The organism is Sphingobacterium rhinopitheci (assembly GCF_022627575.1).
Lineage (GTDB): Bacteria > Bacteroidota > Bacteroidia > Sphingobacteriales > Sphingobacteriaceae > Sphingobacterium > Sphingobacterium rhinopitheci.
The window spans coordinates 105,506-119,260 of record NZ_JADEYQ010000006.1 but is presented as its reverse complement, the minus strand read 5'-3'; the positions used below and the strand labels follow the sequence as shown (position 1 = coordinate 119,260).

Genomic DNA, 13,755 nt, shown 5'->3' with positions numbered 1-13,755 from the left:
TAGTAAATTATAAGTCTATGAAATCTATTTTAGGAATTGGCGTAATTATGTTATTAGCCATGAGCTGTAATAATTCTCCACAAACATCTAATGACAATGCGCAGGGTTTTACTATCGAACAATTGTCAAGTAATAAGAATGCAGAGAAGCAACAGCTATTTTTGCGCTTCACAGAAGAAATAACAACAGATTCTTCAACGGTATTCATTGCGAAGTCTTTAAATGATAAAGATACTGTAGGTATGCGTATTGAAGTGATGAATAATATTCAACCAGGTATCAATAAAGATGGTCGTCCTGTAGAATCTGGTTTTGTCAAAGGAGCCATTAAGTTGTCTTCTATAGGCGAGCAATCTGATGCTTTTGTCAATGCGCTATCTGGTTTGTTTAATGTTCCAGCTGCAGGTGGCATGACATCCGAGGTAATCGTGCCTACGGTTTTCTCATCAAACAAAGAGGTAGTAGATGTAGGCAAGCCAGGTACATATAGTTTTAAGCTGTTCTTGAATAATGAAAAAGGAGAGCCTGCAGAAATGTTCGCTGTAATTGATACTTACCGTAAGGCTTTTGAGTTGTCTGAGAAAGATCCTTCTTACAGGGATCAAGTGTTAGCTGCTTTTGAAGGAAATTAAACGCAAATTGAATTAAAAATATTAAAAAAGGTAAGTTTTAAACTTACCTTTTTTAGTTATTGATTTCTGCTATAGCTTGTTTGAAAATATCCATTGAAATTTTTATTTCTTCCTGGTTCATATGACCAAATCCAATGCGTAGAGCTGTTATGTTTTTGTTTTGATACAATATGTTTCTAGGTATAGTAAGGTTTTGTTTATGAGTGTTTATAGCAATCTTATTTAAAGAGATTGTTTTCCTAAATGTTACCCAAGTTGCTAATCCTCCTGTAGGTATTTTGTAATTTATTTCCGCCGGAAAGTTGTTGGCTAATTGTTGACAAAAGTAATCTCTACGATCTCTATATATCTGAATGGATTTCTTTAGATGTCGATGCATATTTCCTTCTTCTATCATTTCACCCAATGCTTGCTCCATAATAATATCCCCTTGTCTGTCGACAATGCCTAGATACTTGTAGAGTGCTTGAACGAGGTTTTGTGGGGCGACAATAAAACTAGTCTGAAAGGATGGGGCTAATGATTTACCAAATGTACCCGTATAAATCACCATCCCATTTACATCGGCACTAGCCATTGGCAGTACAGCTGATTTGTCATAATGAAAGTCGTAATCGTAATCATCCTCAATAATAATAAATCCATAGGTATTCGCAAGCTGTAATAACTCAATCCTTCGAATAGCACTTAATGTGACGGTCGTCGGGTAGTGATGATGTGGGGTGATATATACGGCTCTTATTTTGTGCTGCTTTAAATATTCTCGTAGTACATCTACTTGTATTCCATGCTCATCAATAGGAATAGTTATGATTTTAGCACCTCCTTGTAGGAAGGTCATATTGATCGTCGCATTACTTAATTCAGCGACAACAATAATATCACCCGTAGTAATAAGTACACGTGTGAGAAGGTATATATTCATTTCAGCAGATCTGTTGATCAGTAGATTGTCAGTACTGATATGTAATCCTCTTGTCTGATTAAGAAAATTGCTCAATTGTTCCTTGAAGAATATGTTGCCATAGTCCGTATATTTCGAAAGATTACGGAGTGTTGATTTTCTATTCATCGAAGCAGAATATTGATTCGAGAGTTGCTTGAACCTATTTAAACGTAAATCTGCTGTGCCATCGGTGAAGAAATAATCTGTACTATAAATAGTTGATTTGTAGTCTAATATTATTGATTTACTAAAGCTATACCCTGTTTGCCTAGGATAGTTTTCGATAGCTATCGACGAAGTGTAAGGACGTTCAGTTATGGGGTTATGGAAATGTGTTAAAACAAAAGCTCCTTTGTTTGGAATTATTTCTATCCATCCTTGGGCTTCCAATTCTGCATATACAGCTACGATTGTATTTCTATTGAGTTGTAACTGCTGGGCTACCATTCGGGTTCCGGGTAACTTATTGCCAGCCTGTAAGAATCCTCGTTGTATCGCATTTATCAACTGTTGTGTCAACTGAAGATATATTGCTGTTTTGCTATCGCGCTCTATTTGGATAGTATTTAAGAAGATTATATTAACCGGACTACTCATTTTATATAAAGTGGACTATTTAAATATGCCGGAAAGATAGGAGTTTTGTTCTCAATTTAGTATCAAAATATGAATTTAAAATTTCTTCTTTTTTCTTCGGTGGTAATACCTAATATGCTATTAGCACAGGCTAGTCTTCGTGATACCACTTTACTGTCAGAGATTATGATTACGGAGAATCGGTTACAAATACCGTTTAGTAAGCAGAGTCGAAATATAGAGATTATTGATCGTGCACAGATTCAAAATCTGCCAGTAACGTCTATTTCTGAAGTTTTAACATACATCAGTGGGGTTGATATACGTCAGCGTGGCCCTTTTGGTACACAAGCAGATGTAAGTATGGACGGCGGTTTGTTTGATCAAACATTGATTTTACTCAATGGCGTGAAGATTTCGGATATACAAACAGGTCATCATTCTATGAATATTCCTGTTAGTCTGGATGCGGTGGAGCGAATTGAAGTACTGAAGGGGCCGGCTGCACGTGTTTATGGTATTAATGCCTTGACTGGGGCTATAAATATAATCACATCGACAAGTGCTGTTAATAGCGCATCGATCAACGTGCAATCCGGTTCTTCGTTTGGACGTAAAGAAGAGGGCGATGGAAAAGGTGTTTATGCCGGTGGAACTGCTCAGGCTGTATTGAATATGGGTAATCCAAAATTTAGAAACTTGGTAAGTTTGGGCTATGGTAAGTCAAATGGTCAGCGTTATAACAGCAGTACTTTGGATAAGAAAGTGTATTATCAAGGAAAATACTTGGTCGATAAAGCCAATGAAATTGATTTAATGCTCGGCTATATTGACAATGAATTTGGTGCTAATGGTTATTATGCAGCACCTGGTGATCGTGAATCTTATGAATTAGTCAAAACATTTATTGGTATTTTAGGTTCTTCCCATAACTTGAGTGATCGTTTTATCCTTAAGCCACGGGTTAGCTACCGCAATAATAAGGATGATTACCGTTATTTTAGAAATGACCTAACACGGGCACGTTCGGAACATGAAACGAACGCTCTTGCTGTAGAGATTAATTCCTTATTGAATACAAATATCGGCGATTTTGGCTTTGGAGTGGAAAGTCGTTCTGAAAAAATAACCAGTACAAATATTGGTGATCACCAAAGATATAATCATGGCTTATTTGCAGAATATAAAACGGAGGCTATTCGTGATTTATATCTAAATGTAGGTACTTATGTTAATTATAATACGCAGTATGGATGGCAAGTATTTCCAGGGATAGATGCAGCTTATTTATTTATGAATCAATTCAAAGCTTCTTTTAATGTAGGCTCAAGTCAACGACTTCCAACTTATACGGATTTGTATTTGACACAACCAAAGAATGTCGGTAATGTAAATCTGATTCCAGAAAATGCTTGGCAATTTGAGTTCGCATTACGATATTTTACAAATAATACCTACGTCCAAGGGGGATATTTCAAGCGTCGCATTAACAATTTTATTGATTGGGTGAGTGATAATCCAGATTTGATTTTTCAAGCTCAAAATTTGGGGGAAAATAAGATAGATGGAATTAATCTAAGTGCAGGTTACAAATATGCTATCCATACTAATAGTAAATTAAATATTGATGCTTCTTATAATTATCTAAATCCTACAACTAAGATTTATGATCCAGGAATTACATCTCGTTACGTGTTGGAAAGTCTCAAACATCAGGCGATCTTAAGATTGGATTATAGCTATGATAATGTCAATATAGGATGGGCAAACCGTTTCATAAAGCGGGAGCTGAATAATCCATATTTTATTTCGGATATGAAGCTAGGCTATTCATTCCCACAATGGAAGGTGTACGGCTCCGTAAATAATATATTTAATGCTAGTTATGCAGAGGCAGGCACTATTTTATTACCTAAGAGATGGGTTTCAATCGGTGTGAAGTGGCGCCTGTATTAATCATAAATACAAAAGGTGAAGCTTTTTGAACTTCACCTTTTGCATTATATAATTGATAATCTTAATTGTTTCCATATAGAGCATTGAACTCTTTTTGGTATTTCTCTAAGATTACTTTACGTTTCATCTTAAGGGTTGGTGTCAACTCTCCACCATCTATCGTAAATTCACGTGTCAAGATAATGGGTTTCTTTACTTGTTCCCAGTTGCCAAAGTGCTGATTTGCATAGCGGATTTCACTATTTATTTTCTTTACAATAGTATCTTGCTTTAAGAATTGCTCTTTTGGTAATTCTATAATCTCAGGGGCATTTATTTTACTCCAATCTAGTAGATTTGAGTAGCTAGGAACAATATATGCAGAAGCAAATTTTTGACCATCACCAATAACCATCGCTTGATCGATAAAATTAGATTCAACAATCTTTTTCTCTATTGGTTGTGGGATTACATATTTACCACCCGAAATTTTGAACATTTCTTTTTTGCGGTCGATAATTTTTATAAACTTTCCTTCTTCTAATATACCGATATCTCCCGTGTGCAACCAACCATTTATAATGGTTTTGTTGGTTTCTTCTGGATTTTTGTAATACCCTAGCATTACGTTGGGACCTTTCGCTAATATTTCACCATCTTCAGCGATTTTTACCTCTACGTATTTAACGGGAAGTCCTACAGTACCAATACGCACACCGTTGATATAGTGATTTACAGAAATTAATGGCGAGGCCTCTGTCATGCCATATCCTTCATAAAGTGGGATACGAGCCGCCATTAGTACACGAGCCAATTTATCTTGCAAGGATGCTGATCCTGAAGCTACTGTTCGCAGGGAACCGCCTAGTGCTTCATAGAACTTATCTAAAACAAGCTTGCGGGCAACACCTAATTTTAAATTGTATGCTGCAGATCGATTTGCAGGATTAGGATCAAATTCTTCCCCAACACTAACAGCCCAATCAAATATTTTACGCTTCATACCTGTCAAATCTTGACCTGTACGAACTATTTTTTCATATATTTTTTCCAATAAGCGAGGTACCGCCGTCATAATATGTGGCTTTACTTCTCCTATATTAGTGCCAATTTTGTCTAGTGACTCTGCAATATGGATAGTGATACCTATATACAAGTAGGTATAAAGTACCATTCGCTCATAAGCATGACAGGGAGGGAGAAATGTTAAACTACGATCGTAGGCATTACAAGGTGTTATTTCGCGTGCTGCCATTACATTGTATATAATGTTGTTGTGCGATAGCATTACACCTTTCGGTTTACCTGTAGTACCTGATGTGTATATTAATGTAGCTAGATCTGTAGATTTAACAGCGTCGCGACGTATATTTAGTACATCGTCAGGTGTATTCTTACCTAAATCTTTTAATTCGCTCCAATGCCTTGTTTCCGGCGCTGGATCCATACAAAAGACATATTTAAGCGTATATGCAGAATCTTTAAGAGTACTTATACGCTTATAAAGACTTTTATTGCTTACTACACACAATTTTATCTCGGCTTCATTGAAAATATACTGATAATCAGTATCTGTGATATTGGGATAAATAGCGACAACGACAGCACCAATTTGTTGTATAGCGAAGTCCATGATATGCCAAGCAATGCTGCTATCCGCAATCAATCCTACTTTCTCGTTTGGTTTAACACCAATCTCTAGTAATCCTTTGGAGATGGAATCTACTTTTTTCAAAAAATCAACTGTGCTGATATTTTTCCATTCACCATCTATTTTATGTGAGAAAATAGATAAATTAGGAAATAAATCTATTTGACGTCTCGCGAGATCAAATAATCTCAATGTTTGTTCTTGTTCCATATTCATAAAAAATTGTACCTGTCGTACAATTACTTAGTGGGTGTAGATATACCTATATAACATTTACTTCAACAATAAAGTTTCCAAAGATAATAAAATATTGAGATGCATAACTTTTGGTTAGTAATTTATAAGTATACATAATAATACCCGAAGTATTATTATGTATACTTATAAGAAGGTGACAATAATCTTTTTGAATAAAATTATGCGGTAAAGGAAGGGCTAAAATTAGTAGTAACCATGCTATTAAGAGTTGTAGATTAGCCCTTCAAGCTGAATTTGTAGCTCTTTTGTTATAGGACCAGCACCATGACCAAACTCTTTGTGCTCTATAATGGCTGTCACAGGTGTAATATTTTTTGTTGTACTTGTAATAAACGCTTCTTTCGCGTTTAATATATCTTCTAATGTAACATCACGCAATTCTACTTCATATTTACCTGCTACCATTTCAATGATTTTTTTGCGGGTGATACCTTCGAGTACATCTTTGCCTGGTGTTAACAATTTATTGTCCGCAGTGACCAAGAAAATATTAGCTCTAGGACATTCAGACAATAATCCGTTTTGGAAATAAACAACATCATCAGCACCTTTTGATTTAGCAACTTTTAATGCTTGGATCCCCATCACATAGTCTATTGATTTTACTAAGCTAAAAGCTCTATGATAATCAAATAAATGTAATTTTATACCGGCAGTTTCTAGTGTCGAATTTCGAGAGAATGGCTGTTGAGTAATAATGAAGTTGGGCGCTGCAATGCTATATCCATCAGGACTATATCCTCCAGTAACAAGGATTTTAATCCCTGAATCTGGAATATTGTTTGTTGCTATTAATTGTTGGATTTGAGTATTAATCTCTTCTTTAGAATAGGGGATTATTAAATCCATTAATCGAGCAGAATTAAATAACCTATCAATGTTGTCCTCAACGAAGAATGGAATATTATTTACCGTTTTGAAATAGTCGAAAATTCCATATCCACGGACGATTGAAAGGTCATTAATGCCTAATTGCGCTTCGCTTTCGGGAATTAATTTACCATTAAAGAATACGTATGGCGATTGCATATTATAGTAGTATTAGGTAGTCTATTTTTTATTTATTCAAACATACTAAACATGTGGTATAAATCAAATCTACGTGTATGTTCTAATCTATTTTTTTGTTTTATTCTTTCTAAAATCCCATGGTGCGATAGGGTTTTTCGTAGACCATATATTTTTTTTAGCTTTTCGCGCTGCTTTCTCCGCATCTGCGTATGACTGGCTTTTGTCGTATTGCGTGTAGTGCCATGCTAATCCTTGCTTTAGTAAACTGAGGTTAATATTGGTGTTATCTAACCATATCACGCCAACAGATCGCTGGTATCTATCTTTGTTTTTAACCTCTATTTTTACATTTTTATTGTAAATAGTGGAGGAAAGGTAGTTTGTTGCAGTTTGACCGAATTCTTGTTTTTTTTCAGGACAATCAATACCATACAAACGAACCTTGATTTTCTTGTTGTTTTTGGCTAAAAGCGTTACGGTATCGCCGTCTGTGACTTTTATAATACGACCTTGTATGATCTTATTGGCATAAATGTACGAGCTAACAAATAATAGCAATAGCAATAAAGAGAATTTTTTCATGCCGCAAAAATAGAAAAGGGTACCTAATAAATGGCACCCTTTTGGTATACATATCTGTAACTGTTTAGTATTTTATTCACTTATAGGTTGTTACTACTTTAATAATTTTCATCCTTTATCTTTATTACTCATCGTAATATAATCTACATGCCTAAAAGGGGCATATTTTGTTGCCAATTTTGCGACATCAATCGATCCAGTAGCATCCAGTAGCTTATATTTGGAGACACTTTCATAGCTAAGGCCTTTAGTTTGTGTTATAAATTTAAAATAGTCCCTCTTACCGAATTTGCTATTATTTACACCTTTTTCAATTTGAACATCTGCTGTAAATTGTAAATGTTTTAAATCTGTCATACCAATTGTTGTTGCTTATCAATAAGATAATAGTGTTTCTTTAGCAAATTTTGGTTTTGAAGGGGGATTCTATTGGCATTAGCAAATGTCTTTTTTATATTGTTTGTTAGTATGATTTAAAAGTATTTCATGTTTATAGGCCTCATTCATAGTATTTAGTACATTCAATCATAACATTTGGTTAATAAAAGCTCTTTTTCGGTAAAAAAGTTTTTGTGATTTGATAGATATTTTATAATGTTGTATACTGTAAATCAAAAACCTATATGTACGGAATTATAAACTTTCAATTCTACTTGATTGCTACTATTGTTTTTATTATTACTCCAGGTATGGATACCGTTTTTGTACTTAATTCTTCCTTTGGGGAAAATCGCAAAATAGGTATATTCTCTGCGTTGGGGGTTAATGCGGGAGTATTAGTACATACTTTCTTTGCAGCCTTTGGCTTGTCTATTATTCTAGCAGAGTCTGCTGTGGCTTTTAGCATAATAAAATATCTTGGTGCTGCTTATTTGATATTTATAGGAATAAAATCTTTTCGCGCGAAAAATCAAAATATAGAAATTAAGCAGGTTGATATTTCGAACAACAGCAGTTGGAGTGTTTTTAGACGTGGGTTGATTACTAATGTATTAAATCCAAAAGTTGCTTTATTTTTTATTTCTTTCTTCCCACAATTTTTAAGCCATGAGGCAATTGGCTCTAGTATCCCATTTTTTATTCTTGGATCTACTTATGTTGCTCTTGGGGTACTATGGTATGTGTCTTTAGTATTATTTGTCGGCTTATTTGCGGACAAATTGAAAAATAATAGTGCTTTTCAAAAGTCTATGCATCGCGTATCGGGTTTTGTATTTATTCTGATGGGCCTTAGAGTAGCGTTAACGAAGAATTAATTGATGTCGGATAGATTTTTTGGCTGTCTTGCTACATGTTTGATAGTGAATAAGTTAAAATAACAAGAGATGTGTGAAATGTATAGTATTATTAATTTTTTAATTATATATTTGACTTGTGCTTAGATTTATAGCTGTCATATTGTGTTTATTTTTAGTGTCATTACTTACTGTTCCATGTAGTGATGATATTGCATATACAGCTGTAACAATAGAGAATATAGCACATAATCATGATTCTTCTTCTAATGCGCATGATAATTGTAGCCCTTTTTGTGTATGCAATTGTTGTAAAACGTATACGGTATCCGTATTAGAAAAGACAAAATTACCTGAAGAACCTCCTGTTGCACATATTGAAAAATTATACTTTACATTGGTAGAGGGTAATACTCAATATGCTGTTTTAGATATTTGGCAACCGCCAAAATTAAGCTAGTATTTTTTGGAAGTGAATACAGAACATTTTTATATGTATCTGTCTATAATAGTATTGAGTCTTATTCTATAAGTCTTAATATATGTATTTAATCTTTTTAAAAAAGTATATGCTAGATAGTATCATAAAATTTAGTATTAAGAATAAATTGGTTATTGGTGTCGCAACACTGATATGGATTATTTGGGGTGTTTGGAGCGCAACTAAATTACCAATTGATGCGGTGCCTGATATTACCAATAATCAGGTACAGATCATCACTGCCGCGCCAACATTGGCAGGACAAGAGGTGGAACAATTTGTAACCTTTCCAATTGAGCAAAGTATAGCCAATCTTCCGGATCTAGAAGAGATACGTAGTATCTCAAGGTTTGGTTTATCTGTAGTAACGGTAGTATTTGATGATGATGTAGATATATATTTTGCACGTCAGCTGATCATTGAACGTATTGCAGAAGCCAAGGAAGCAATGCCTAAAAGTATTCAATCACCCGAACTCGCTCCTGTAAGTACTGGATTGGGTGAAGTGTACCAATATTTACTGCACCCCAAAGCGGGTAGTGAAGATAAATATAACTCCAAAGATTTGCGTACCATGCAGGATTGGATTGTTGCTAGACAGTTGTATGGTACGCCTGGTGTAGCCGAGATCAATAGCTTTGGAGGCGAGTTAAAACAGTATGAAGTCGCGGTTGATCCGGTACGTTTAAAATCTTATAATATAAGTATTACAGATATTTTCAATGCCTTAGAATCAAACAACGAAAATACAGGTGGAGCATATATCGATAAGAAACCCAATGCTTATTTTATTCGTGGTTTGGGCTTAGTTAATTCTTTAGAAGATATAGGCAATATAGCAGTTAAGACGATTGACAATTCTGTACCTATTTTTATCAAAGATGTAGCTACAGTACAATTTGGTTCTGCCATTCGCTATGGTGCACTGACTTTCAACGGTGAAGTCGATGCTGTGGGTGGTATCGTAATGATGCTCAAAGGTGAAAATAGTAACGATGTAGTAAAACGCGTCAAAGAGCGTATTCCTATTATTCAAAAATCATTGCCTGATGATATTGTATTAGAACCTTATCTGGACCGAACCGAATTGGTAGATAGAGCGATGAGTACCGTACAAACTAATCTTATCGAAGGTGCTTTGATTGTTATTTTTGTACTAGTTCTATTTTTGGGTAATCTTCGCGCAGGTTTGATTGTAGCATCAGCTATTCCACTGGCTTTGTTATTTGCTTTGGGGATGATGCGCGTATTTGGGGTATCCGCCAATCTAATGAGTTTAGGAGCTATTGATTTTGGATTGATTGTCGATGGAGCTATTATTATTGTGGAAGCTACATTGCATCATTTGGGGCTTCGTAAATCAACGGAGAAATTGACTCAAGATCAAATGGATCAAGAGGTATTTGTGTCGGCTTCTAAGATAAGATCAAGGGCTGCTTTTGGAGAGATCATTATACTAATTGTATATATTCCGATCTTGACCCTGACGGGGGTTGAAGGGAAAATGTTTACGCCAATGGCAAAAACAGTTGGTTTTGCTATTCTTGGAGCATTAATACTTTCGGTAACTTATATCCCTATGATGAGTGCTTTGTTTTTGTCTAAGAAACCCCATCTTAAAGAGTCTTTCTCAGACCGAATGATCAAAGCTATTCATAAGGTATATGAGCCCGTGTTAGAAAAGGCACTTAAAATAAAAGGAATTATTGTATCTATCACCTTTGCAGTATTCGCATTTAGTATCTTTTTGTTTAGTCGGATGGGCGGTGAGTTTATACCCCAATTGCAAGAAGGGGATTTTGCTTTTCACTGTATTTTGCCCCAAGGAACATCCTTGAGTCAGAGTATGGAAACGTCAATGCAAGCATCACGTATTTTGAAAGAATTTGATGAGGTGAAGATGGTAGTCGGTAAAACTGGCGCTGCAGAGGTACCAACTGACCCTATGCCGCCTGAGGCAACGGACATGATGATTGTTCTTAAACCTATCAAAGAATGGGAATCAGGACGTACTTATGCTGAATTGTCACACGAGATGATGGAGCGATTGGAGGTCATACCAGGGGTGTTTTTTGAAGCTAATCAACCTATACAAATGCGCTTTAATGAGCTGATGACTGGGATCCGTCAAGATATTGCGGTCAAGATATTTGGTGAAAATATGGATACCCTAGCAAATTATGCTGAAAAAGTAGGACGTATTGTTCAAGGCGTAAAAGGTACTACAACTCCTCAAATAGAAAGAGTAGCTGGTCTTCCACAGATCAACGTACAATACGACAGACGCAATCTTGGGTTTTACGGTATTAGTGTACAGGAAGTAAACGATGTCCTTAGTACCGCATTTGCAGGAAAAGTTGCTGGTCAAGTATTTGAAAATGAAAGAAGATTTGACCTAGTGGTAAGGCTAGATAGTGCGCATCGCTCGGATATTGATGATGTACGCAACCTACAGGTAGCAACCAAAGATGGACATCAAATACCATTATCCCAATTGGCTTCAATTTCGTATGAATTAGGCCCTTCACAGATATCAAGAGAAGAAGGGAAACGTAGAATAGTGATAGGTTTTAATGTGGCAGGTCGTGATGTACAATCTGTAGTCGAAGATATCGAGCACGAATTAAATACTAAGGTAGAGTTGCCTTCAGGTTATTATTTCTCTTTTGGAGGGCAGTTTGAGAATCTTCAGAAAGCAACGGAACGCTTGTTGATAGCGGTACCATTATCCTTATTGTTGATCTTTACATTATTATATTTTACGTTTCATTCGGTCAAGCAGGCATTACTTATATTTACCGCAATTCCAATGTCCGCTATTGGCGGTATTTTTGCCCTATTGATAAGGGATATGCCTTTTAGTATAAGTGCTGGGATAGGTTTTATAGCTTTATTTGGTGTTGCCGTTCTTAATGGAATTGTACTTATTGGTACATTCAATGATTTAGAAAAAGAAGGTGTAACTAATATTTATAAACGTGTCATGGAAGGAACAAATATTCGGTTGCGGGCTGTATTGATGACAGCAACCGTTGCTTCATTGGGATTTTTGCCAATGGCTATTTCTTCAGGAGCAGGAGCGGAGGTTCAACGGCCTTTGGCTACAGTAGTGATAGGTGGACTAATAGTAGCTACATTTTTGACTTTATTTGTATTACCGATGCTGTATATCATCTTTAACGGTAAAGGACTGAAGAAGGTTAATACAAAAGTGATGTCCCTATTTATTTTAGTTACTGGGCTATTGAGTTCACAAATTGCGACAGCGCAAACAAAGCAATATGCTATAGATGAATTGGTGGAGATAGCCTTACAGAATAATAGAACCATACTATCAAATACATTGGGTATTCAATCAGTTGAGGTATTGCGTGGAACTATTAGTGAGCTACCAAAACTTAATCTAGAAGGACAATTAGGACAGTATAATAGTCCAAAATTTGATCAATCCTATGCTATTTCGCAGAGTATCCCATTTCCGACTATTTTTGCTGCTCGGCGCAAAATTCATAGCAATACCTTACAGCAAAGGACGATAGCAAAGGAATTAAGTATTAATGAGGTTGTAAAGCAAGTACGCTCTTATTATTATCAGATTCAATACTTAGAGCATAATGCTGTTCAGTTAAAAAGCTTGGATAGTTTATACCAAGATTTTATTCGCATTGCGACAGTGCGTTATAATGCTGGCGATATCAAAAAAATAGAAATTAATACGGCAGAAACACAGCAGGGAGAAATAAATCTTTTATGGAAGCAAAATGATGTCTTGCTAAAAAATGCTTATGATGGATTGCGCAATTTACTATTCACAAAGGAAGATATTCTCATTGTAAAGGACAGGGAATATAACCCCTTAGATTTAAACGTAGTGATGGATAGCTCTCTTTTAGTAAACCATCCTTTAGTGCGATTCTATGAAAATGAAATCTTGCGCCAAGTAGCAAATAAGGATTTGGAAAAAGCACAAGGTTTACCAGATTTTACGCTTGGCGTCACGAATCAATCTTTAATAGGTAACCATGTCAAAAATAACGTAGAAAGTTACTATGGTCCCTGGAATCGTTTTTCTTCTGTAAATGTAGGTGTGGCTGTTCCATTGACATATGGAGCTACAAAATCTCGAGTTAAATCACTAGAGTTTGAAAAACAAGCTGCTGAGCAGAATTTAATAGTAATAAAAAATCAATTGCAAACGGATTTTAAAATTGTGATGAGTCAGTATTATCAGGATGTAGAACAATATAAATACTATAGAAATCAAGCTATACCTAATGCTTTGAAAATAGTTAAGGCATCCCAATTAGGGTATAAAACGGGAGAAATATCTTATGTTGAGTACTTGTTAGCGTTACAAACGACTACGAATATTCGATTGAAGTATTTGGAATCTATTCAGAAAGTAAATGAATCCGTAGTTAGTATTAATTCTATATTAAATCAATAGA

10 protein-coding genes are annotated in these 13,755 nt (G+C 35.4%); 5 read left to right on the top strand and 5 right to left on the bottom strand.

The window, feature by feature from the left end:
* Nucleotides 1–17 precede the first annotated feature (17 nt).
* On the top strand, nucleotides 18–632 hold the full coding sequence (locus IP023_RS08250) for a hypothetical protein (RefSeq protein ID WP_241789792.1): 615 nt from the start codon (nucleotides 18–20) through the stop codon (nucleotides 630–632).
* Nucleotides 633–684: 52 nt separating this feature from the next.
* Here IP023_RS08250 and IP023_RS08245 read toward each other — a convergent pair whose 3' ends face one another.
* Nucleotides 685–2,175 carry an aminotransferase-like domain-containing protein gene (locus IP023_RS08245; protein ID WP_241789791.1) on the bottom strand — a complete coding sequence of 497 codons (1,491 nt, stop codon included), beginning with the start codon at nucleotides 2,173–2,175 and terminating at the stop codon, nucleotides 685–687.
* 69 nt (nucleotides 2,176–2,244) lie between these two features.
* On the opposite strand from IP023_RS08245, the gene IP023_RS08240 reads away from it, so the two are divergent.
* The gene (locus IP023_RS08240) at nucleotides 2,245–4,110 is read left to right on the top strand and encodes a TonB-dependent receptor plug domain-containing protein (RefSeq protein ID WP_241789790.1); all 1,866 of its coding nucleotides are present in this window, start codon (nucleotides 2,245–2,247) and stop codon (nucleotides 4,108–4,110) included.
* Between the two features lie 61 nt (nucleotides 4,111–4,171).
* Here the strand turns inward: IP023_RS08240 and IP023_RS08235 are convergent, their stop codons facing one another.
* The 4 genes from IP023_RS08235 to IP023_RS08220 all read right to left on the bottom strand — a co-directional run bounded on the left by IP023_RS08235 (nucleotide 4,172) and on the right by IP023_RS08220 (nucleotide 7,948).
* A complete protein-coding gene (locus tag IP023_RS08235) occupies nucleotides 4,172–5,950 on the bottom strand; it encodes an AMP-dependent synthetase/ligase (protein WP_241789789.1) in 1,779 nt (592 codons plus the stop codon).
* Between the two features lie 249 nt (nucleotides 5,951–6,199).
* Nucleotides 6,200–7,027 carry an aminotransferase class IV gene (locus tag IP023_RS08230; RefSeq protein ID WP_241789788.1) on the bottom strand — a complete coding sequence of 276 codons (828 nt, stop codon included), beginning with the start codon at nucleotides 7,025–7,027 and terminating at the stop codon, nucleotides 6,200–6,202.
* 87 nt (nucleotides 7,028–7,114) lie between these two features.
* Nucleotides 7,115–7,591, bottom strand: coding sequence for a thermonuclease family protein (locus IP023_RS08225; protein ID WP_241789787.1), 477 nt, complete (start codon nucleotides 7,589–7,591; stop codon nucleotides 7,115–7,117).
* Between the two features lie 108 nt (nucleotides 7,592–7,699).
* Nucleotides 7,700–7,948, bottom strand: a complete 249-nt coding sequence (locus tag IP023_RS08220; RefSeq protein ID WP_241789786.1) for a hypothetical protein — start codon at nucleotides 7,946–7,948, stop codon at nucleotides 7,700–7,702.
* Between the two features lie 266 nt (nucleotides 7,949–8,214).
* On the opposite strand from IP023_RS08220, the gene IP023_RS08215 reads away from it, so the two are divergent.
* The 3 genes from IP023_RS08215 (at nucleotide 8,215) to IP023_RS08205 (ending at nucleotide 13,754) form a co-directional block, all read left to right on the top strand.
* The gene (locus tag IP023_RS08215; RefSeq protein ID WP_241789785.1) at nucleotides 8,215–8,847 is read left to right on the top strand and encodes a LysE family translocator; all 633 of its coding nucleotides are present in this window, start codon (nucleotides 8,215–8,217) and stop codon (nucleotides 8,845–8,847) included.
* A 118-nt stretch (nucleotides 8,848–8,965) separates the two neighbouring features.
* Complete coding sequence (locus tag IP023_RS08210) at nucleotides 8,966–9,286, top strand: DUF6660 family protein (RefSeq protein ID WP_241789784.1); 321 nt, start codon at nucleotides 8,966–8,968, stop codon at nucleotides 9,284–9,286.
* Nucleotides 9,287–9,395: 109 nt separating this feature from the next.
* Entirely contained in the window at nucleotides 9,396–13,754 is a 4,359-nt protein-coding gene (locus IP023_RS08205) for a CusA/CzcA family heavy metal efflux RND transporter (RefSeq protein ID WP_241789783.1), read from the top strand.
* The last annotated feature ends 1 nt before the right edge of the window (nucleotide 13,755 follow it).